Origin of the sequence: Sphingopyxis sp. QXT-31 (assembly GCF_001984035.1) — a bacterium.
GTDB lineage: Bacteria > Pseudomonadota > Alphaproteobacteria > Sphingomonadales > Sphingomonadaceae > Sphingopyxis.
Genome location: NZ_CP019449.1, coordinates 1,099,773 through 1,120,086, shown reverse-complemented (window position 1 = coordinate 1,120,086; position 20,314 = coordinate 1,099,773). Strand labels below are relative to the sequence as shown.

Sequence of the window (20,314 nt, the reverse complement as noted above, 5' to 3'; positions counted from 1 at the left end):
CGCCGGACGCAGGATCGACAAAGGCGCTTATGGATATCGCCTTCGACAACAGCTTCCACCGCGACATGGAGGGTTTTTATGCGCCCGCCGAAGCCGCGACGCCCTCGGCGCCCAAGCTGCTCGCTTTCAACCACAAGCTCGCCGAAAAGCTCGGTCTCGAAACCAAAGGCGCCGACGACGCGACGCTCGCGCGGCTCTTCTCCGGCGAAGCGCTGCCGACCGGCGCCGACCCGCTCGCCTTCGCCTATGCCGGCCATCAGTTCGGCCATTTCTCGTCGCAGCTCGGCGACGGTCGCGCGCTGTTGCTCGGCGAAATCGTAACGCCCGGCGGCGCGCGCTTCGACGTCCAGCTCAAGGGGTCGGGTCCGACGCCCTTCTCGCGCAACGGCGACGGCAAGGCGGCGATCGGCCCGGTGCTGCGCGAATATCTGGTGTCCGAAGCGATGGCGGCGATGGGCGTGCCGACGACGCGCTCGCTGGCGGCCGTCGCGACCGGCGACCGCGTCCAGCGCGAGCGCGCGCACCCCGGCGCGGTGCTCACGCGCATCGCAGCGAGCCATATCCGCGTCGGCACCTTTCAGTTCTTCGCCGCGCATTTCGGCGCCGAGCATGTGATCCAGCTGTCAGACTATAGCGTCCGCCGCCATTTGCCCGACCTCGCCGCGGCGCCGAACCCGCATCTTGCGCTGCTCGACCGTGTGATCGGGTTGCAGTGCGACCTCGTCGCGCACTGGCTCGGCGTGGGGTTCATTCACGGGGTGATGAACACCGACAATGTCGCGATCAGCGGCGAGACGATCGATTACGGCCCCTGCGCCTTCATGGACCGTTTCTCGGCCTCGACGGTGTTCAGCTCGATCGACGCCAACGGCCGCTATGCCTATGGCCGCCAGCCGCAGATCCTGCACTGGAACATGGCGCGCTTCGCCGAGGCCTTGCTCCCGGCGATCCATGCCGTCGATCCAGCCGATGTCGAGGCCGCCAAGGCGCTCGTCGACGCGATCCCCGACCGCTTCCGTAGCCACTGGTTCGCAAGGATGCGCGCCAAGCTCGGCCTCGCGAGCGCGCACGAGAACGACGCGGCGCTGATCGACGCGCTGTTCCGCGAACTCGAAACCCACAATGTCGATTTCACCGGATTCTTCCGTGCGCTGGCGCAGCTGCTGCGCGGCGAGGCGAACGCGTTGCAGGCGCTGCTTCCCGAGCCCGAGGCGATGGCGCCGTGGATCGCCGACTGGTGGGCGCAGCTGGAACGCGAGGATATCCATCCGGTAGAGCGCGCCGCGACGATGGACCGCGTGAACCCGCGCTACATCCCGCGTAACCATCACGTCGAGGCAGCATTGGCGGCGGCCGAGGCGAGCGATCTCGCGCCGTTCGAGGCGCTGCTCGACGTCGTCCGCAACCCTTATGCCGAGCGCCCCGAATGGGCGGATTATGCGGGCCCCGGCCCCGACGCCGCCGCGCCCTATGTCACTTATTGCGGCACTTGAGGCGCTTTACGGGCTCAAGCGCGTTGCAGCGTCTTGGCTTTGCGGCTACCGAGCGGGCACTGAAAAGCCCAATCGATTCCGCCGCATCCTGACCCAACAGAACGGAATGAGCTCACCCTTATGAAAGCCTTGATTCTCTGCGGCGGTCGCGGGACCCGCCTCCGCGAAGTCTCCGAAACCTTGCCCAAGCCGATGGTGCCGATCGGCGACAAGCCCATCGTTTGGCACATCATGAAAATCTATGCCGCGCACGGCATCACCGACTTCGTCCTGCTCTTAGGCTATAAGGGCGACATCATCCGCGACTTCTTTCTCAACTATGCGAACCAGTCGTCCGACGTCACCGTCGACCTGTCGAAGCGCGGCGAGGACCGGCTGCAATTCCACAAGCACCAGACCGAGGACTGGAAGGTCACGCTCGCCGAAACCGGTGAGGACGCGATGACCGGCGCGCGCATCCGCCGCGGCGCGCGGTACCTCGACGGGGTCGAGCATTTCTGCGCGACCTATGGCGACGGCGTCGGCGACATCGACATCACCGCGCTGGTCGATTTCCACAAGGGCCATGGCAAGACCGCGACGCTGACCGGCGTCTATCCTCCGGGCCGCTTCGGCGAGCTCGGCACCGAAGGCGGCGTCGTCGCGAGCTTCAACGAGAAACCGCAGGTGTCGGGCGGCCATATCAACGGTGGTTTCTTCGTCTTCAACCGCAATTTCGTCGACGATTATCTCGACGACCGCGAGGAGCTGATCCTCGAGCGCGAGCCCATGGAACGCCTCGCCGCCGACCGCGAGCTGATGATGTTCGAACATAACGGTTTCTGGCAGCCGATGGACACGCCGCGCGAATATTCGCTGCTCAACGAGCTGTGGGCCGAAGGGCAGGCGCCCTGGAAAAAGTGGTAAGCAGCGCGATGTTCGGCGACGCCTACCGCGGCAAGACCGTGCTGCTTACCGGCCACACCGGCTTCAAGGGATCGTGGCTGGCCGAATGGCTGCTCACGCTCGGTGCCAATGTCGTCGGTTTCTCGCACAAGGTCGATGACGGCCCGACGCATTTCGACAGCATCGGCCTCGCCGACCGACTGACGCATATCGTCGGCGACGTGCGCGACGCCGATGCGGTGAATGACGTCGTTGCGGCGCACAAGCCCGACTATGTCCTGCACCTCGCGGCGCAGGCGCTGGTTCGCTACAGCTACGACAATCCGGTCGAGACGATGGCGACCAACGTCATGGGCACGGTGCATGTCCTCGATGCGCTGCGCCGCGCCGGGCGGCCCGCAGTCGCCGTGTGCGTCACTTCGGACAAATGCTACGAGAATCGCGAAATCCTATCGGGTTACCGCGAAGACGACCCGATGGGCGGGCACGACACGTACAGCGCGTCGAAGGGCGCCGCCGAGATCGCGGCCCACAGCTATCGCCGCAGCTTCTTCTCGGCGCCGGACAGCCCGGTAAAGATGGCGACGGTGCGCGCGGGCAACGTCATCGGCGGCGGCGACTGGTCGGTCGACCGCATTGTCCCCGACTGCGTGCGCAGCCTGTCGCAGGGCGAGGCGATCCGCATCCGCAACCCGCGCGCGACGCGGCCGTGGCAGCATGTGCTCGAATCGCTGAGCGGCTATCTCTGGCTCGGCGCGCTGCTCGGCGGCGCAGTCACGACCGCGCGGGTCAAATCGCCCACCGACGTCACCGAAGCCTTCAACTTCGGCCCGTGGGTCGAGGCCAATGGCTCGGTCGAACGGCTGGTCACCGAATTTTTGAAGCACTGGCCCGGCGAATGGGTGAATGCCGCCGAGGCAGGCGCGGTGCATGAGGCCGGCCTGCTCGGCCTGTCGATCGACAAGGCCTATCACAAGCTCGAATGGGCACCGACGCTCGACTTCGCAGGCGGAGTCGCGCTGACCGCGGGCTGGTACAAGGCGGTGGTCGCCGACGGCGCCGATCCGCTGGCGCAGACGCGTCACGATATCGCAACCTATGTGGCCGAGGCGCGGGCGAAATCGCTCGCCTGGGCGGACTGAACCAACCCAGAGGGGGAATAGATGATCGACGGCGTCCTGATTACACCGCTGCGGCAGATTCCGGACGAGCGCGGCAAGATCATGCACATGCTGCGCGCCGATGCGCCGCATTTCGAGAAATTCGGCGAAATCTATTTCTCCTGCGTCCAACCCGGCGCGATCAAGGCATGGCACATCCACAGCGAGATGACGCTGAACTATGCCGTCGTCCACGGTCGCATCAAATTCGTGCTCTACGACGACCGCGAAGGCTCGCCGACGCGCGGCGAACTGCAGGAAATCTTCATGGGCGAGGACAATTATTGCCTCGTCACCGTGCCGCCCTTCGTGTGGAACGGCTTCAAGGGCTACGGCCAATATCCCGCGATCGTCGCGAACTGCACGACGATCGCGCACCGCGCGGACGAGATTGACCGTATGGACCCGTTCACCGACAAGATCCCGTACAACTGGGACGTCAGGCATGGCTGAAGGCCGCCTGCTGCTCGTCGGCGGCAGCGGATATTTCGGAGCGCGGCTGGCGGAAGCGCTGGCGGGCGACTGGGACGTCGCGGTAACCGTGCGGTCGGACACACCCGCGCGGGCGGCATGGCTCGCGGAGCGCGGCATAGCCTCCTTTAGCTTCGACAGCAGTGTCGATGCGGCGCTCCCAGGCGGCGATTTTACAGCCATCGTCAATCTCGCGATGCCCGGCGCGCGCGCCGCGGGACACGATGCCGACGGTGCGATGGCGCAGGGCCTCGCTACCGCCAGCGCTTGCCTAGCCGCGCTCGGCGAGGGCAGGGCGGAGCGGCTGGTCCATTTTTCGACCTTCCACGTTTATGGCGGCAAGGTCGGCACCAGCTATTCCGAAGACATGGTCCCCGCGCCGCACCATCCCTATGGCCAGGCGCACCGCGCGGTCGAGGAACGGCTGCTCGCCAGCGACGCCGTCGACCGCATCGCGATCCTCCGCCCCACGAACATGGTCGGCGCCCCCGCGCACCGGGATTTGGGCGAACAGGCGGGGCTGATCTTCATCGACCTTTGCAGCCAGATCGCCGAGAAGGGCGCGATGGAACTGCGCAACGACGGGCAAAGCTATCGCGACATATTGCCCTTCGGCGATGCGATCGCGGCGGTGGAACTGCTGCTGCGCGCCGACGCGGGCTGGGCGAACCTCTTCAACCTCGGCGCAGGCCACGCGATCACGATGCAGGCGCTCGCCGAAAGTATCGCCGCCGCCGCGCCGCAGCCCGTGCCGATCGCCTATGGCGACGGCACCGATGCCTTCCGCGAGCCCTTCACGGTCGATATCTCGCGTCTCGGCGCGCTCGGCTGGAAGCCCACGGCCGGCATCGCCGACGAAGCGCGCCGTACCATCGCCGCTTTCGCATGACGGGCCCGCGGCTCCTCGGCATCTCGCTCTCGTGTCACGAGCCTGTGAACCGCGCGCTGTTCCGCGAGATCGGGGCGCAGGGCATGCCCGTCCATCTTGTCGTCCCGCGCCGCCATTTCGTCGGCGGAAAGTGGCGCGACACGCCCGACTTCCCGCCCGAAAACTACGATCTGACGCTGCTCGAGCTCAGCGGCACCAACCAGCGCACGCACACGCTGCAGGGGCTGCAGGCGGTCGTCGACGCTTTCAGGCCGACGCATATCTATTGCGACAGCGACCCCGCGAGCATGATGGTGCAGCAGGCCAAGAAGGTCGCGCCGAGCGCCAAGCTCTGGTCGCTCACCGCCGAGAATATGCCGCAGAGCCTCGGCATCGACCTCAAAAAGGCGTTCGAAACGCGTAAGCCCGCAGGCATCGCCTCGGCGCTGGTCAAGGCGTGGCTGCGCCGCGGCGCTAGGCGCAGGGTCGACCGCGTCTTCACCTTGAGCGCCGACGGCACCGCGCTGATCGAGGCGATGGGGCTCACCGCGACGCAGGTTCCGCTCGGTTTCGACGCGCGGCTGTTCCAGCCGCTGTCCGACGCCGATCGCGCCGCGGTGCGCGCCGAGCTCGGCCTGACGCGCCCGACGATCGCCTATTTCGGCCGCCAGACCCCGGAAAAGGGCATCCATCTGCTCATCGATGCGCTCGACCGGATTCGCGATAAGGACTGGCAGTTCCTGATCGACGACTTCATCGGAACGTCGGCCTATACCGCGCAGCTTCAGGCGCAGATCGGACGCCTCGGCTTGTCCGACCGCGTGATCTTCTTCGAATCGAAGCATGAGGACATGGCGCGCTACATGAACGCCGCCGATATCGTCGTGCTCCCCTCGCTCAGCACCCCCAAGTGGAAAGAGCAGTACGGCCGCGTCATCCAGGAAGTGATGGCGTGCGGTCGCACGATGGTCGGCAGCCGCTCGGGCGCGATCCCCGAGGTGATGGGCGGGCAGGGGCATCTCTTCGACGAAGGCGATGTCGCGGGCCTCGCCGCTCTTCTCTCCGGGCTGCTCGATAAGGGCGATTTCGCCGACCCCGCGGCGCGCGCCTATGCACTCGCCAACCTGTCGGTCGATCGCCAGGCAGAAGTCATGGTCGATCTCCTCGGCCGCGAAAGCTGAGCGCGCGGAACCACTCGCCACCGAGCGACGTTGCTTGGGCAACGGCAGGGGGAAAATCATCGTCAGCGGCCGCCATCCATCCGTCGCAACGGCGCAGAAACAGGTTGCGCCGCCCGTCGCCGCGGGTCAGAAGCCTTGGATTGGCGGCCAGCAGATGCAAGATTCTGAAAACCCTCGCATAATGATCCTCCGGACCGCGGCGGGGGTGCCGCTGCGCCATGCGCTCGCGCTCTCCGCTTCGCTCCTCGGCCTCGCCGCCACGACCGCGCAGGCGCAGGACGCCCCCGCGCCGCCGCCGGTCACCGAAACCGTCGCCGATACCGAAATGGCGAAGCCCACGCCGCCGCCGCCCGATGCCGTCTTCCCCCCGGTCGAGCCGATCATCGAGGACGAGGAGTTCGAGAAGGCAATCCCGCCGATCTCCGCCGAAAACGACCCCGAACTCGACGTGCCGCTGGAATCGATCGCCGAATTCGAACGCCGCCAGGCGACCAAAGCCGTCTCCGAAGGCGAAGCCGCGCCCGGTTCCGAGCCCGCCCCGACCCCCGCGCTCGCCGACGGCGACGCGGTCGAGGCGATCGGCGACGCGCCGATCAACGACGTCGAGCTCGCCAAGCCGCTGCCGCCGCTCGAAAATTTCAACGCTGAGCCGGTCGAATTCGCCGAACCCGAATTCGCCGACGAGAGCGCCAAGGTGACCTACACGGTCCAGGTCAACGGCCTTGCGCCCGCCGACGACAGCACCGACGCCGACCTCGCCGACCTGTTCGGCGACCTGTCGGCGCTCTACGACGGCGACGGCGAGGCGGCGAACGCCGCGATGGTGCGCGCGCGGCTGACCGCCGACGCCGACCTGATGCGCCGCGTGCTCGCTTCCGAAGGCTATTACGACGCGCGCGTCGACACGCGGCTCGACCGCGGCGTCGGGGGCGACGGACAGGGCGGCGGACGCGCCAATGGAGCCGCCACGCCCGCCACTGCCCCGGCAGGCGGCACGACCCCCGACACCACGCCGCGCCAGCGCCGCCCGCTCACCGCGATCATTGATGTCGTCCCCGGTCAGCGCTACACGCTCGCCGACATCATCATCGACGCCGCACCCACCGTCCCGCCGACGCTGATCAAGGATAATTTCCCGCTCGCGATCGGCGAACCGATTGTCGCCCAGCGCGTGCAGGGCGCCGAAGCCGCGATCGCCTTGAAGCTGCCCGAGGAAGGCTATCCCTTCGCGACCGTCGGCCAGCGCGACATCCTGCTCGACGGCGCGACCGGCGACGGCGTCTACACGCTGCCCGTCGACATCGGTCCCCGCTCGCGCTTCGGCGGCTTCGAAACCACGGGCAAGCTCGCCTTCGACGTCGAGCATGTCGAACTGCTTGCGCGATTCAAGCGCGGCGAGCTCTACGACAGCCGCAAGGCCGACGACCTGCGCCAGGCGCTCGTCGCGACCGGGCTCTTCGCCACCGTGTCGGTCGAGCCGCAAAAGACTGGCGACAGCGCGGGCGACGACACCGAATATGTGACGATGCTGGTGACGCAGGAGGCGGGCCCGCCGCGCACCCTCGCCGCCAGCGCGGGTTACGGCACTGGCGAGGGCATCCGCCTCGAGGGCAGCTGGACGCACCGCAACCTCTTCCCGCCCGAGGGCGCGCTGATCGTCCGCGGCATCGCGGGCACGCAGGAACAGGCGCTCGGCGTCACCTTCCGCCGCTCGAACGCCGGACGCCGCGACCGCACCTTCGAACTGATCGCCGAGGCGTCGCGCAGCGATTACAACGCCTTCGAAGCGCTCACCGGGCGTGTCGGCGCGCGCGTCAGCCGCGAATCGACGCCGATCTGGCAGAAGAAGCTGACCTACGCCTATGGCCTCGACCTGATCGCGACGAGCGAGGATGATTACGACTTCCTCCTCGCCGACCGCACGCGCAGCGTCTATTATATCGCGGGGCTGACCGGCCAGCTCGGCATCGACCGCAGCGACAATCTGCTCAACCCCACCAAGGGTTTCCGCGTCACCGGGCTGCTCCAGCCCGAAGGTTCGCTCAGTGGCCGCTTCTCGCCTTATGCCCGCGCGCGCATCGACGTCAGCGGCTATTATCCGGTTACCGACAGCATCGTGCTCGCGGGCCGCGTCCGCGTCGGCTCGATCCTCGGCGCCTCGCGCGAAAATCTCGCGCCATCGCGGCGCTTCTACGCCGGCGGCGGCGGCTCGGTGCGCGGCTTCGGCTATCAGCAGCTGGGCCCCAAGGATCCGAACAACGACCCGATCGGCGGGCGCAGCGTCAACGAGGCCGCGGTCGAGGCGCGCTACCGCTTCGGCAACTACGGGATCGTCGGCTTCGTCGATGCGGGGCAGGTCTATCGCGGCTCGACCCCGACCTTTTCGAACCTGCGCTACGGCGTCGGCATCGGAGGGCGCTTCTACACCAATTTCGGCCCGATGCGCCTCGATATCGCAACCCCGATCGATCGCCAGCCGGGCGAGGGACGGGTCAGCGTCTATGTCTCGATCGGGCAGGCCTTCTGATGGCCGCCGACACCGCCTTCGACGACGCGCCGCCGCCGCCGCCGGTGAAGGCGAAGCTGTCTTGGCCGCGGCGCATCGCGCGCTGGACCGGCATCGCGATCCTAAGCATCGTCGCCCTGATCGGCCTGTTCCTGATCGGGCTCAACAGCGACGCTGGGCGACGTTTCGTCGTCACGCAGATCGAGAAGATCGAGCTCGAAAACGGGATGAAGATTGGCATCGGCCGCCTCGATGGTTCGTTGTTCGGCAAGTTGGTGATCCGCGACCTGACGCTGAAGGATACGAAGGGTGTCTTCCTGCGCTCGCCCGAAGTGCGCGTCGACTGGCGCCCCTTCGCTTATCTGTCGAACCACATCGATATCCGTTCGGCGACCGCGCAGACGATCACGATGCAGCGGCTCCCAACCTTCAAGGTCGTGCCCGACACCGGCGAGCCGCTGCTTCCCGATATCGACCTCGACGTCGCCAAATTGCAGGTCGACCGCTTCGTCTTCGAGGCCCCCGTAGCGGGCCAGCGGCAGGAAGCGCGCCTGACCGGGAAGGTCGCGATCGCCGATCGCCGCGCGCAGGTGACAGCCAATGCCGAGACCATCGGCAGCGATGCCAAAGGCGACAAGCTTGCGCTGATTCTCGACGCCGTTCCCGAAGCGAATCGGTTCGACGTCGATCTCGCTATCAACGCGCCGCAGGGCGGCGTGCTCGCCGCGATGGGCGGCTTCAAGGAACCGCTGACCGCCAAGCTCGCCGGCAAGGGGGACTGGAAAGTCTGGAACGGCACACTCACCGGCAACCTCGGCACCGCGCCGCTCGCGCGCCTGGGTCTCGCCGCGCGCGACGGCACTTTCGCGATCAAGGGCACCGCGCAGCCGTCGCGGCTGCTCGCCGCAGGCCCCGTCGCCGATATGCTCGGCACCGAAACCGCGATCGACCTCACCGCGCGCCTTGCCGAGCGCAAGGTCGATCTCGACGGCCGCATTTCCTCCGACGCTGCGCGCGTCGGGCTCAGCGGCGGGATTGATCTCGGCGCCAGCCGCTACGACGGCCTACAGATCGCTTTCGTGCTGCTCAAACCCAGCACCATCGCGCCTTCCGTGCGCGGTAACGGGCTGCGCGCGCAGGCGCGGCTCGACGGCGAATTCCGCCTGCCGACGGTCGAATACACCGCTAATGCGACCAGCCTCGCGGTCAACGACATAGTGATCGAGGCGCTGAACCTCGCGGGCAAGGCACGCGTCGATCCCGACCAGATCTTCGTCCCCGTCGCGGGCCGCGCGACGCGCATCCGCGGGCTCGATGTCGTCGCGGGGGGCACGCTCGTGCAGGTCCGCCTCGACGGCGACCTCGCCTATAAGGACGGCCGCCTGCTCAGCGACAATATGCGCCTCCGCTCGAGCCGCATCGACGCCAAGGCGATATTGATCGCCGACCTCAACCGCGGCTTCTACACCGGCGCGATCGACGGGCGGATCGACGACTATCGCATCGAAAGCGTCGGCATCTTCGACATCGATACCGACGCCGATCTGAAGACCGCCGCGAACGGCGGCTTCGAGATCGTCGGCCGCGTCCGCGCGCGCTCGACTCAGCTCTTCAACTCGGGCGTCCGCAACGTCCTCGGCGGCAATGCGACCGCGTCGAGCGACGTGCGCTACGGCACCGACGGCGTGATCCGGTTTGCCAATCTGCGTCTCAACGCCCCGCTGATGCGCGTGGCCAGCGGGCAGGGGAGCTACAACCCCAACGGCCAGATCCAGCTGACCGCGCGCGCCAGTTCGACCGATTATGGCCCGCTCGGCCTGCAACTTGCAGGGACGATCACCGATCCGCGCGCGACGCTCACCGCCGACCGCCCCGGGCTCGGCATCGGGCTCCAGAAGCTCGTCGCACGCATCACCGGCGCGCCGAACGGCTATCGCCTCGCCGCCACCGGCGACACCGACTATGGCCCGCTCGCCGCCGATGTCGTGCTGCTCACTGCGAAAGGCCCGCTGACCATCGATATCGAGCGCGGCGACCTGTCGGGCATCGGTTTCAAGGGCCGCCTCGTCCAGAGCGCCGCGGGTCCCTTCGTGGGCCAGCTCGACGCTTCGGGCCAGGGCCTCGGCGGGCTCGTCCGCCTCAGCGCCGCAGGGAAATATCAGGCCGCCGCGATCAACGTCCGCGCCAACAATGTCGTGCTGCCTGGGCCTGCCCAATTGGCTATCGGCTCCGCGATCGTCGACGCCGACGTCATCCTTTATGAGCGCCCGCGCGTCATCGCCGACATCCAGATCGCGCAGACGCGCGTCCGCGAGTTCGACATCGCGGTCGGCCGCGTGAAGATCGATTATCAGAATGGCGCGGGCAAGGCACAGGCGCTGGTCGAGGGCAGCAGCGGCGTAGCTTTCCGAGTCGCCGCCAACGCCGACCTGACCCCCGAACTCTGGCGCGCCTCGGTGCAGGGCCGTGCGACGGGCATCAATTTCCGCACCACCAGCCCGGCACGGATCATCCCCGGCAAGGACGGCTACGAACTGCTCCCGACCAAACTCGATTTCGGCCGCGGCAGCAGCGCGCGGCTCGCGGGACGCTTCGACGACGGCATCATGCTCCAGAGCCGGCTCGACCGCGTCAACCTGTCGCTGCTCAACGCAGTCTATCCCGACATGGGCCTCGGCGGCCGCGCGACGGGCAGCGTCGATTTCGAACAGGCGAGCAGCACCAGCTTCCCGCGCGCCGACGCGCGCCTGACGATCACCGGCTTCACGCGCACTACCGCCGCGACGGTCAGCCAGCCGGTCGACATCAATTTTGCCGGCAAATTGCTCGCCGACGGCGGCGAGGCGAGCGCGGTGATGCGCAAGCGCGGCAGCGTCATCGGCCGCCTTCAGGCCTCGCTCCGTCCGCTGCCGCCGGGCACCGGAACCTGGATGACGCGCCTGCAGGCGGCACCGCTGTCGGGGGGCCTCCGCTACAACGGCCCCGCCGACACGCTCTTCTCGTTCGTCGGCTCGGGCGACCAGCGGCTCGGCGGGCCGATCGCGGTCGCCGCCGACTTCAGCTGCCGCCTCTCCGACCCGTGCCTCGACGGCGTCATCCGCGGCAATGCGCTCAACTACGAGAATCTGACCTATGGCACGCGGCTGACCAACATGGTCGTCAACGGCCGCTTCTCGGGCGACCGGCTCGAGATCGAGCAGCTCACCGCGATCGCGGGCGACGGCACGGTCAAGGCGTCGGGTTACGTCAGCCTCGCGAGGGACAGCGGCTATCCGATGAAGATCGAGGCGGTGCTCGACAACGCCCGCCTCGCGCGCAGCGACGACCTCTCGGCGCGCGCCACCGGCAACCTCACGCTCGAAAAGGTCGCGGGCCAGACCGCGCTGCTGTCGGGCGACCTCCGCCTTCCCGAAACGCGCTACCGCATCGTCCGCCAGGGCGCCGCACAAGTCCCCGTGCTCACCGGCGTCCGCCGCAAGCCGCCCGCGGGCCGCCCGCGGATCAGCGGCGACGGGCTCGCCTCGGTCGGCACCAGCCTGTTCGACCTCATCCGCCTCGACATCCGCCTGCGCGCCAGCGACGAAATCTATGTCAGCGGCATGGGGCTTGAATCTGAATGGCAGGCCGACGTCACGCTCAAGGGCACCACCCAGGCACCGCGCGTCACCGGCGAGATCGAGCTGGTGCGCGGCACCCTGGGCTTCGCGGGCCGCTCGTTCGAACTCACCGAGGGCCGGGTGAATTTCCCGACCGGCGACGCGTTCGACCCGTCGATCCGCCTGATCGCCAGTGACACGATCGAGAATGTCACCGTCACCGTCAACGTCTCGGGCCGCGCGCAGAACCCGCAGATCGCCTTCTCAAGCGTTCCCGGGCTGCCGCAGGACGAGATCGTCTCACGCATATTGTTCGGCGATTCGATCACCGCGCTGTCGCCGCTCCAGGCGGTGCAGCTCGCCGCCTCGCTCAACAGCCTGCGGGGCAGCGGCGGCCTCAGCCCGCTCGGCGCGCTGCAGTCGGCGACCGGTATCGACCGCCTGCGCGTCCTCGGCCCCGACGATACGCAGGGCAGGGGCACTGCGCTCGCCGCGGGCCAGCACATCACCAACGATATCTACCTCGAGGTGATCACAGACGGCCGCGGCTATACCGCGACGCAGCTCGAAATCAGCCTGACCCCGGCGCTCTCAATCCTCAGCCAGGCGGGCGGCTCGGGCCAGACCAATTTCAGCGTCCGCTACCGCAAGGACTATTGATGCGCGCGGCGCTGCTCCTCCTGCCCTTGCTGCTTGCCGCGTGCGAGAAGGAGCCCAAGTTCGAGGACCGCTACGACAAGGCGACGAAGGAGATCGAGGCGCGCGCCAAGGCAATGGACGCCGACATCGCCGCCGCCGACAAGGCTGCGAAGGATGCGGGAGAAGAGGCGCCAAAGCCCTTGCCTCCCGAAGCACCAGCGCCTAACGCACCCACGTCATCTGGGGAGTAGCCAGCCGTCCATCCGGACGGGCCACCGCGTCAACATACTCGGTCGAGAGGCCGTGGTGCGGTGGAAGCGCAAAGCGCTTGGGCGAGACCAATGGCATCGACCCCACGTCCGGGCCGGGCGGCGGGTTTCGATGTCCGTTGGAATCGCAACGCCGCCCGGCCCCGGAGTGTCCCATGGAAGCCCTCTTCACCTCGACCGCCGTCGTCGCGCTCGCCGAGATCGGCGACAAGACGCAATTGCTCGCGATCCTGCTCGCGACCCGCTTCAACAAACCGCTGCCGATCATGGTCGGCATCTTGGTGGCAACGCTCGCGAACCACGCGCTCGCCGCGCTGCTCGGCGCCTCGGCGGCCGCCTTCCTCGACAGCCCGGTCTTCCGCTACGCCATCGGCGCGAGCTTCATCGCGATGGCGGCGTGGACGCTGATCCCCGACAAGCTCGAGGACGACGAAACCCCCAAACCGCGATTCGGGGCCTTCCTGACCACGCTGATCGCCTTCTTCCTCGTCGAAATGGGCGACAAGACCCAGGTCGCGACGATCGCGCTCGGCGCGCAATATCAGAGCGTCGCACTGGTCACGGCGGGAACGACGATTGGTATGATGATCGCCAACGTCCCTGCGATCTTCCTCGGCCACGAACTGCTGAAGCGCGTCAACCTCGACACGGTACGCAGGATCGCGGCCGGGCTCTTCCTCGTCATCGGCCTGTGGGTGCTCGTTAAAGCCGCCAGCTGAATTTGTTTCGATTGCGCGCGCCTCGCTCTCCTCATATGCCCGTATCGGGTCAGTTAGGGAAAGCGATGAAATCGAACCATAAACGGCCCGCCGGGGCGTTTACCGCGTTGCTGGCGGTCGGCCTGTTGATCCCCTCCGCGGCGCAGGCGCGCGACGGCAAGGCTTATGTCCAATATGGCCTGGGCCTCACCGATCCTGTCGACACCGAATTCCGCGTCGATGGCGTCAAGGAGGCCAATCGCGTCGATTATCACACCGGTCAGTTCGACACGGCGCTCGCGGCGGGGTACGACTTCGGCACAATCCGCGTCGAGGGCGAATTCGTCGCACAGCGCAGCCGCATCCACGACTATATAGTCAATGTCCCGACCTTGCTCACCGGGCCCGAGATCAGCCAGCCCGGCGTCTATCCCGATGTGAAGGGCTATACGCATCGCAAGGCGCTGATGGCGAATGTCCTTGTAGAGGCGGGCGGCAATCGGCGTATCGGCGCCTATGCCGGGCTCGGGGTGGGGTTTCAGCAGGTGAAGGCCAGCCGCTTCCGCAGCCGCTTGCCGCTCGAGGCCTTCATCGACGCCAAGTCGACGCGGCCGGTCGGCCAGTTTCTCGCGGGCGCCTATGTTCCGCTCACCAAAAATGTCGATCTCGGAGTCAAATATCGCCTGATCCACGGCGAGGGCTTCAAATTCACCAGCATCCAGGGCGGCCAGCGTTTCAAGGGCAATTTCGGCTCGCACAGCTGGCTCGCGACGATCGCCTGGAATTTCTGATCGCACAGACGATCGCATTTGGCGGACAGGGTGGGATTCGAACCCACGGTGAGCTTGCACCCACGGCGGTTTTCAAGACCGCTGCCTTAAACCACTCGGCCACCTGTCCTCGCCCCGCGCCATAGCGCGCATGCGTTTCTCAGCAAGCGAAACCTCGCCCGGCGCTCAGCCTTTGGGCACGACCAGATAGTCGGCGTTGATCAGCGGCGCGTCCGCATCGCACGCCACCAGTTCGGTCCGGTAGAGCAGCCCCGCGACCGCATAAGTGCGGAACCGGAACAGGTCGAAGTCGAACGGCACCACGCCCTTTACCCCGCCATAATCCGCCATTCGCTCGATCGTCGAATCCGACACCTCGAACCACAGTAGTGGCCGGCATTCGCGCAGCGTCGCGGCCAGTCCCGCGAGCACCTGCGGCTCGAAACCCTGGACGTCGATCTTGACCGCATCGATGCGCCCTGCCAGCCCGGTCTCGGCGATCAGGTCGTCGCCGATCCGGATCGGTAGCGAGACTTCGCGGGCGTTGGCGGGGGCGAACATCGGGTCGAAGGTCCCGGTGCCCTGGTTGGCCTCGGTCGGCTGGTAGAAGAGCAATTCGCCATCGGCGTCGGCCAGACCGACATTGTGCGGCGTGACATTTCCACTCGACCCACTGGCAATATTGCGCACCAAGCGATTGAAAACCGGAGGGTTCGGTTCAACCGACACGACTTGGTCGAAGGCTTCGGCAAAGGTCAGCGAATGCATGCCGACATTGGCGCCGACGTCGAGGCACACGCCCGTCCTGCCGCGCCGCCGCGCCAGGTCGCAGAAGATGCGCTTCTCGTCGCCCTCATAATCGCCAAGGACGAGCACATTCCATTCGACGAAGGAGGCGGGGTCGAGGCTCACCTCGCCGCGCGAATAGCGCATCCGGGTCTCGCCATGCGCCTGGCGCGCCGGGCCGCTGAGCGCGCGGCACAAGCGCTGCCACCCCCGCAGGCGGCGCAGCGGGGAGAAAAACCGCAACAATCCCGGATCGATACCCATGCCGCCCCTCGCTGAAATCCTCTCAGCGCGTACCGCCGCCGGGCAACAGCGTCAACGCCGCTCCGTCCGCCGCGCTTATGACTCGGCTCGTCTCCGGGCGCCCTGTTCATGACACGTGCATCCGTGCCAGATCAGGCCTATGGGGTGGACATGATGCGACGCAAAACTTCTGGAATCGCCCGTTTTCTGAAGGCGACGGCGGTCGCCGCCTCTGCGTGGACGATGGCGGCATCGGCCCCGCTCCATGCGCTGGGAAGCGGCGATCCCGGCTTCGATGCCTATGTCCAGTCGCTCTGGCCCAAGGCGCAGGCGAAGGGCGTGTCGCGCGCGACTTTCGACCGCGTCACCGCGGGGCTCAGCTACAATGCCCGCGTCGTCGCGCTCGACCGCGACAATCTCGGCAGCCCGCCTAGCCCGAACACGCCGATCCCGGCGTTTGCGCCGTACAAAGCGAAGCATGTCGATGCCGCGCGCATCGGCGGCGGGCGCCGCGTCCACGACCGGTTGTTGCCGCTCCTGTCGCGCATCGAGGCGCGCACCGGTGTGCCGACCAGCATCATGATCGCGATCTTCGGCCACGAGACCGCCTATGGCCAAGTCACCGGCAATTTCGACCTGCCCGAGGCGCTCGCGACGCTCGCCTATGAGGGCCGCCGCCGCAGCCTGTTCGAGCCCGAGTTCCTCGCAACGTTGCAGATGGTCGAGCGGGGCGTGCCGCGCCAGGTGCTGAAGGGCAGCTGGGCCGGTGCCTTCGGCTACCCGCAATTCCTGCCCTCGGTCTATCTCGAGGTCGCCGAGGACGGCGACGGCGACGGCCGCGCGAATATCTGGTCGAGCGAGGCCGACGCGATCGAATCGATCGGCGCCTATCTCCGCCGCGCCGGCTGGCGTGCGGGCCAGCCCTGGGGCGTCGCGGTGCGCGTGCCCGAGGGCTTCAACCGCGCGCGCGTCGCGAGCAAGCTCCAGGCGACGCGCTGCCCGCGCGTGTTCGAACGCCACAGCCGCTGGCGCTCGATGGCCGAATGGCGCGCCGACGGCATCGTCCCCGCGGGCGGGCGCTGGCCGGCGGATCATGTCCAGGCGACTTTGCTCGAACCCGATGGTCCCGGAAAAACCGCCTATTTGCTGACCGGCAACTATCGTGCGATACTCGACTACAATTGTTCCAACTTTTACGCGCTGTCTGTGGGGTTATTGGCGGATGAAATCGATCGTTAGGGGCGGGGGCCTGATGGCGGCTGGAGCGGCGTTGCTGCTCGCCGGTTGTGGTAGTTTCGACGGTAAGAAGGAAAGCGGCCCGACCGCTGCTCCGTCGCCGGTGCCTGCCGGACCGGTGGCCGTCGACGGCCCGCCGAAGCTCGGCGCGCCCGTCACCGTGGGCGGCACCACCTACACCCCCGCCGACATCCCCGATTACGACGATGTCGGTTATGCGAGCTGGTATGGCGAGGAACTCGCGGGGCGCCCGACGGCGACCGGCGAGCCCTTCGATCCCGACGCAATCACCGCTGCGCACAAGACTTTGCCTTTGCCGTCCTATGTCGAGGTCACGGCGCTCGACACCGGACGCACCATCCTCGTCCGCGTCAACGACCGCGGCCCGATGGCGAACGACCGGCTGATCGACCTGTCGCGCGGCGCCGCGCAGCAGCTCGGCCTCAATGGCGGGCTCGCCGCGGTGCGCGTCCGCCGCACCAATCCGCCCGCGGCGGAGAAGCTCCAGCTGCGCAGCGGCAAGCCCGTCGCCGAGCGCCTCGCGACCCCCGACACGCTGCTCGTGCTCTTGCGCGGCAAGCTCGCGGGCCAGCCGGTCCCCGCGGGCACCGTCACCGCGACGACCAGCAAGCCGACGCCCTCGGCTCCGTCGCCGGGCGGCGACCGCTTCATCGTCGAAGGCCCAGGCGCGGCCAAACCGGCGGCGGTCAAGACGCCTGCACCCAAACCCGCGGCGGCACCCGCCAAGCCCAAGCCTGCACCGGTTGCCGCGAGCGGCAGCTATGTCGTCCAGGTCGCCGCCTTCAGCGGCGAAACGCGCGCCAAGTCGGCCGCCAAATCGGTCGGCGGCACCGTGATCAAGGCGGGCAATCTGTGGCGTGTGCGCATGGGCCCCTATGCCAGTGAAGCCGAGGCGCTGAGCGCGGCCGGCAAGGCTAAGGCGAAGGGCTTCCGCGACGCGCAGGTCCAGCGCGACCGCTGATCCCGATGCCGGGTCGCTTCAGCATCGGCCGGGCAGGGGGCGTCGCGCTGGCGCTGCTGCTGCTCGCGCAAGGCACGACGGTCTTGGCGCAGACCAAGGCTGCGCCGCCCAAGGCCGTCCCGACCGCGCCGCAGATCCCGGCCTATGTCACGCAGGCGCCGATCGTAATGCTCAAAGACCTCGATTCGGGCAAAATCCTCTACTCACGCGGCGCCGACGAGCGCTTTGCGCCCGCCTCAATGGCCAAGGTGATGACCGCCTATGTCGTGCTCGACCTGATCAAGGCGGGCAAATTGTCGCGCGACACCGAGTTCACGGTCGGCGAAGCCGAGTGGAAGAAGTGGCGTGCGGGCAACGGCGGCTCATCGATGTTCCTCGCACCCGGCGAGAAGGTCAGCGTCGACGATCTGCTCAAGGGGCTGATCACCGTGTCGGGCAATGACGCCGCCGCGGTGCTCGCGGTCGGTATCGACGGCAGCGAGGCCGAATTCGTCAAAAGAATGAATGCGGTGTCGACCTCTCTTGGTATGAAATCGAGTAAGTTCGGCACCCCCAGCGGCTGGCCCGACGGCGGGGTGACCAAAGTATCGGCGGCCGACCTCGTGATGCTTGCCGACCGGCTGATCCGCGACCATCCCGCAGCCTATGCGCGCTATTTCTCGATCCCGAAGCTCCAGCACGGCACCGCGCCCGACGGCAAGCCGATCGTCCAGCCCAACCGCAACCCGATCCTCGGCCTCGCCGGCGCCGATGGGCTCAAGACCGGGCACACGTCGGAGGCGGGTTATTGCTTCCTCGGCTCGGCGAAGCGCGGCGGGCGGCGGCTGGTGATGGTCGTCGCAGGCATGGCGAGCGACAAGGCGCGCCGCGAGGAGGCCGCGCGGCTGATCGACTGGGGTTTCGCTCAGCCTTCGCGCCAGCGCGTTGCCGCGCGGTGAGCGGGTACTTCATCACGCTCGAGGGCGGGGAGGGGGCCGGCAAGTCGACCCAACTCCGCGCGCTCGCCGCCGCGCTGACGGAGCGCGGCATCGACGTCGTCACCACGCGCGAACCCGGCGGCAGCCCCGGCGCCGAGGCGATCCGCAGCCTGCTGATGGAGGGCAGCGACGACCGCTGGGACGCGCGCAGCGAAGCTTTGCTCTTCGCCGCCGCGCGCGCCGATCATGTCGCGCGCACGATCCGCCCCGCGCTCGAACGTGGCGCCTGGGTACTCTGCGACCGCTTCGTCGACTCGTCGCGCGCTTACCAAGGCGGCGGCGGCGGGCTCACCGACGCCGACATCCTCGCGCTCCACGCGGTAGGCTCCGAAGGCCTGCTCCCCGACCGCACCTTCCTGCTCACGCTCGGCGAGGATGAGGCCGCGCGCCGCCTCGCGGCACGAGACGCCGCGGGCGCCGACCGGATGGGCAGCAAGCCCGCCGCCTATCAGGCGCGCCTCGCCGCGCGCTTCGCCGAACTTGCCGCCGCCGAGACCGAGCGCTGGCGCGTCATCGACGCCGGCGGCGCGTCCGACGCCGTGACGTCGCGCCTGATGGAGCATCTCGAACCATGGCTCTGATCGGCCATCACGCGCCTGAACAAGCCTTTCTCGAGGCCTGGGCCGCCGGGCGGCTCCACCACGCCTGGCTGCTCGCCGGGCCGCAGGGCATGGGCAAGGCCGGTTTCGCTGCGCGTGCGGCGCGCTTCCTAGCCACGCATGGTCCGGGCGGACAGGGGCATGCGCCGTCGCTCGACGACCCCGGCGACGCCGCCGCCGCCCGCTTGGTCGAGGCGGCCAACCACCCCGAGATTCTCCATTTGACGCGGCAGGTGAAGGACAAGGGCAAGGACCTCGCGCGCAACATCACGATCGACCAGATCCGCGCCATGATCCGCCGGCTGCATTTCTCGCTGTCGCTCGGCGACTGGCGTGTGATCATCGTCGACGCGATCGACGACCTTGAGACCGATGCCGCCAACGCCCTGCTCAAGACGCTCGAGGAGCCGCCCGCGAAGACGGTCTTCCTGCTCATCAGCCATTCGCCGGGCCGCCTGCTCCCGACGATCCGCTCGCGGTGCAGAACGCTGCGATTCCAGCCCGTTGAGCGTGCCGTCATGACGGCGTGGCTGCACGAAAAGCGCCCCATGACCGAGATGGCCGAGGTCCGCGCCACGGTCGCCGCGGCGGGCGGCATTCCCGGCAAGGCGCTCGAGCTGGTCGACAGCGACGTCGCCGCGACCGAGAAGAAATTGCTCGCGATCGCGGCCACCGGCGACCCCGACAATCGCCTGCGCGAAGCGCTCGCGCGCGAGGTTGCCGGGACCAGCAACCGCGCCAAGCTGGAACTCGTCATCGACATCGTTCCGGGCCTGCTCGCCGGGCTCGCGCGCGAGCGCCCGCTCGCCGAGATCGCGCCGGTGCTCGCGCAATGGGACCGCGTCCAGCGCACGGTTCGCGACGCGATCCGCGGCTCGTACGACGGCGCGATGGTGGGTTTCGAAATCGGCAATTGCCTCGCCGAACTCGCACCGAAGCCCGCGCGCTGAGACTT

The 20,314-nt window shown here is 67.8% G+C and carries 17 protein-coding genes, 1 tRNA gene and 1 riboswitch; of the genes, 16 read left to right on the top strand and 2 right to left on the bottom strand.

All coding sequences use genetic code 11. The features are described 5' to 3' along the window. Positions 1 to 29: 29 nt before the first annotated feature. The 11 genes from BWQ93_RS05490 to BWQ93_RS05440 all read left to right on the top strand — a co-directional run bounded on the left by BWQ93_RS05490 (position 30) and on the right by BWQ93_RS05440 (position 14,557). Positions 30 to 1,493 carry a protein adenylyltransferase SelO gene (locus BWQ93_RS05490; protein WP_077029633.1) on the top strand — a complete coding sequence of 488 codons (1,464 nt, stop codon included), beginning with the start codon at positions 30 to 32 and terminating at the stop codon, positions 1,491 to 1,493. Positions 1,494 to 1,613: 120 nt separating this feature from the next. Then, positions 1,614 to 2,399, top strand: a complete 786-nt coding sequence (gene rfbF / locus BWQ93_RS05485; RefSeq protein ID WP_077029632.1) for a glucose-1-phosphate cytidylyltransferase — start codon at positions 1,614 to 1,616, stop codon at positions 2,397 to 2,399. 8 nt (positions 2,400 to 2,407) lie between these two features. After that, positions 2,408 to 3,520: a CDP-glucose 4,6-dehydratase gene (rfbG, locus tag BWQ93_RS05480; RefSeq protein WP_077029631.1), complete on the top strand. Its 1,113-nt coding sequence runs from the start codon at positions 2,408 to 2,410 to the stop codon at positions 3,518 to 3,520. 21 nt (positions 3,521 to 3,541) lie between these two features. Beyond that, positions 3,542 to 3,991: a dTDP-4-dehydrorhamnose 3,5-epimerase family protein gene (locus BWQ93_RS05475; protein WP_077029630.1), complete on the top strand. Its 450-nt coding sequence runs from the start codon at positions 3,542 to 3,544 to the stop codon at positions 3,989 to 3,991. Continuing rightward, positions 3,984 to 4,898, top strand: coding sequence for an NAD-dependent epimerase/dehydratase family protein (locus tag BWQ93_RS05470; protein WP_077029629.1), 915 nt, complete (start codon positions 3,984 to 3,986; stop codon positions 4,896 to 4,898). The genes BWQ93_RS05475 and BWQ93_RS05470 overlap by 8 nt, the downstream gene beginning before the upstream one ends. After that, positions 4,895 to 6,058 (top strand): glycosyltransferase, encoded by a 1,164-nt coding sequence (locus BWQ93_RS05465; protein WP_077029628.1) that lies wholly within the window; start codon positions 4,895 to 4,897, stop codon positions 6,056 to 6,058. The genes BWQ93_RS05470 and BWQ93_RS05465 overlap by 4 nt, the downstream gene beginning before the upstream one ends. Before the next feature lie 181 nt (positions 6,059 to 6,239). After that, complete coding sequence (locus BWQ93_RS05460) at positions 6,240 to 8,585, top strand: autotransporter assembly complex protein TamA (protein ID WP_077029627.1); 2,346 nt, start codon at positions 6,240 to 6,242, stop codon at positions 8,583 to 8,585. Then, a complete protein-coding gene (locus BWQ93_RS05455; RefSeq protein ID WP_077029626.1) occupies positions 8,585 to 12,820 on the top strand; it encodes a translocation/assembly module TamB domain-containing protein in 4,236 nt (1,411 codons plus the stop codon). The genes BWQ93_RS05460 and BWQ93_RS05455 overlap by 1 nt, the downstream gene beginning before the upstream one ends. Then, complete coding sequence (locus BWQ93_RS05450) at positions 12,820 to 13,050, top strand: hypothetical protein (RefSeq protein WP_077029625.1); 231 nt, start codon at positions 12,820 to 12,822, stop codon at positions 13,048 to 13,050. Before BWQ93_RS05455 ends, BWQ93_RS05450 begins: the two co-directional genes overlap by 1 nt. Beyond that, a riboswitch (yybP-ykoY riboswitch) is annotated at positions 13,029 to 13,203 on the top strand. It overlaps the preceding gene by 22 nt. 20 nt (positions 13,204 to 13,223) lie before the next feature. Then, positions 13,224 to 13,787 carry a TMEM165/GDT1 family protein gene (locus BWQ93_RS05445; protein WP_077029624.1) on the top strand — a complete coding sequence of 188 codons (564 nt, stop codon included), beginning with the start codon at positions 13,224 to 13,226 and terminating at the stop codon, positions 13,785 to 13,787. Positions 13,788 to 13,852: 65 nt separating this feature from the next. Next, positions 13,853 to 14,557, top strand: coding sequence for an outer membrane protein (locus tag BWQ93_RS05440; RefSeq protein WP_077029623.1), 705 nt, complete (start codon positions 13,853 to 13,855; stop codon positions 14,555 to 14,557). A gap of 19 nt (positions 14,558 to 14,576) precedes the next feature. Here BWQ93_RS05440 and BWQ93_RS05435 read toward each other — a convergent pair. Together BWQ93_RS05435 and BWQ93_RS05430 are read right to left on the bottom strand one after the other, a co-directional pair. Further along, positions 14,577 to 14,666: transfer RNA gene (locus BWQ93_RS05435), tRNA-Ser, on the bottom strand. Between the two features lie 56 nt (positions 14,667 to 14,722). After that, complete coding sequence (locus BWQ93_RS05430) at positions 14,723 to 15,586, bottom strand: FkbM family methyltransferase (RefSeq protein ID WP_077029622.1); 864 nt, start codon at positions 15,584 to 15,586, stop codon at positions 14,723 to 14,725. Positions 15,587 to 15,808: 222 nt separating this feature from the next. Here BWQ93_RS05430 and BWQ93_RS05425 point away from each other — a divergent pair, with 222 nt between their 5' ends. The 5 genes from BWQ93_RS05425 to BWQ93_RS05405 are packed head-to-tail and all read left to right on the top strand — an operon-like array spanning position 15,809 to position 20,309. Next, a complete protein-coding gene (locus BWQ93_RS05425; protein ID WP_232314749.1) occupies positions 15,809 to 16,804 on the top strand; it encodes a lytic murein transglycosylase in 996 nt (331 codons plus the stop codon). Positions 16,805 to 16,817: 13 nt separating this feature from the next. Further along, positions 16,818 to 17,783 (top strand): septal ring lytic transglycosylase RlpA family protein, encoded by a 966-nt coding sequence (locus BWQ93_RS05420; protein ID WP_232314748.1) that lies wholly within the window; start codon positions 16,818 to 16,820, stop codon positions 17,781 to 17,783. 5 nt (positions 17,784 to 17,788) lie between these two features. After that, positions 17,789 to 18,721, top strand: a complete 933-nt coding sequence (locus BWQ93_RS05415; protein ID WP_077029620.1) for a D-alanyl-D-alanine carboxypeptidase family protein — start codon at positions 17,789 to 17,791, stop codon at positions 18,719 to 18,721. Beyond that, a complete protein-coding gene (tmk, locus tag BWQ93_RS05410) occupies positions 18,718 to 19,341 on the top strand; it encodes a dTMP kinase (RefSeq protein WP_077029619.1) in 624 nt (207 codons plus the stop codon). Before BWQ93_RS05415 ends, tmk begins: the two co-directional genes overlap by 4 nt. Beyond that, on the top strand, positions 19,332 to 20,309 hold the full coding sequence (locus tag BWQ93_RS05405) for a DNA polymerase III subunit delta' (RefSeq protein WP_077029618.1): 978 nt from the start codon (positions 19,332 to 19,334) through the stop codon (positions 20,307 to 20,309). The genes tmk and BWQ93_RS05405 overlap by 10 nt, the downstream gene beginning before the upstream one ends. Positions 20,310 to 20,314: the final 5 nt, after the last annotated feature.

Excerpts from the sequence above, each read along its gene's own strand:
- BWQ93_RS05490 (WP_077029633.1), top strand. The coding sequence starts at position 30 with ATGGATATCGCCTTCGACAACAGCTTCCACCGCGACATGGAGGGTTTT.
- rfbF (WP_077029632.1), top strand. The coding sequence starts at position 1,614 with ATGAAAGCCTTGATTCTCTGCGGCGGTCGCGGGACCCGCCTCCGCGAA.
- rfbG (WP_077029631.1), top strand. The coding sequence starts at position 2,408 with ATGTTCGGCGACGCCTACCGCGGCAAGACCGTGCTGCTTACCGGCCAC.
- BWQ93_RS05475 (WP_077029630.1), top strand. The coding sequence starts at position 3,542 with ATGATCGACGGCGTCCTGATTACACCGCTGCGGCAGATTCCGGACGAG.
- BWQ93_RS05470 (WP_077029629.1), top strand. The coding sequence starts at position 3,984 with ATGGCTGAAGGCCGCCTGCTGCTCGTCGGCGGCAGCGGATATTTCGGA.
- BWQ93_RS05465 (WP_077029628.1), top strand. The coding sequence starts at position 4,895 with ATGACGGGCCCGCGGCTCCTCGGCATCTCGCTCTCGTGTCACGAGCCT.
- BWQ93_RS05460 (WP_077029627.1), top strand. The coding sequence starts at position 6,240 with ATGATCCTCCGGACCGCGGCGGGGGTGCCGCTGCGCCATGCGCTCGCG.
- BWQ93_RS05455 (WP_077029626.1), top strand. The coding sequence starts at position 8,585 with ATGGCCGCCGACACCGCCTTCGACGACGCGCCGCCGCCGCCGCCGGTG.
- BWQ93_RS05450 (WP_077029625.1), top strand. The coding sequence starts at position 12,820 with ATGCGCGCGGCGCTGCTCCTCCTGCCCTTGCTGCTTGCCGCGTGCGAG.
- BWQ93_RS05445 (WP_077029624.1), top strand. The coding sequence starts at position 13,224 with ATGGAAGCCCTCTTCACCTCGACCGCCGTCGTCGCGCTCGCCGAGATC.
- BWQ93_RS05440 (WP_077029623.1), top strand. The coding sequence starts at position 13,853 with ATGAAATCGAACCATAAACGGCCCGCCGGGGCGTTTACCGCGTTGCTG.
- BWQ93_RS05430 (WP_077029622.1), bottom strand. The coding sequence starts at position 15,586 with ATGGGTATCGATCCGGGATTGTTGCGGTTTTTCTCCCCGCTGCGCCGC.
- BWQ93_RS05425 (WP_232314749.1), top strand. The coding sequence starts at position 15,809 with ATGGCGGCATCGGCCCCGCTCCATGCGCTGGGAAGCGGCGATCCCGGC.
- BWQ93_RS05420 (WP_232314748.1), top strand. The coding sequence starts at position 16,818 with ATGGCGGCTGGAGCGGCGTTGCTGCTCGCCGGTTGTGGTAGTTTCGAC.
- BWQ93_RS05415 (WP_077029620.1), top strand. The coding sequence starts at position 17,789 with ATGCCGGGTCGCTTCAGCATCGGCCGGGCAGGGGGCGTCGCGCTGGCG.
- BWQ93_RS05405 (WP_077029618.1), top strand. The coding sequence starts at position 19,332 with ATGGCTCTGATCGGCCATCACGCGCCTGAACAAGCCTTTCTCGAGGCC.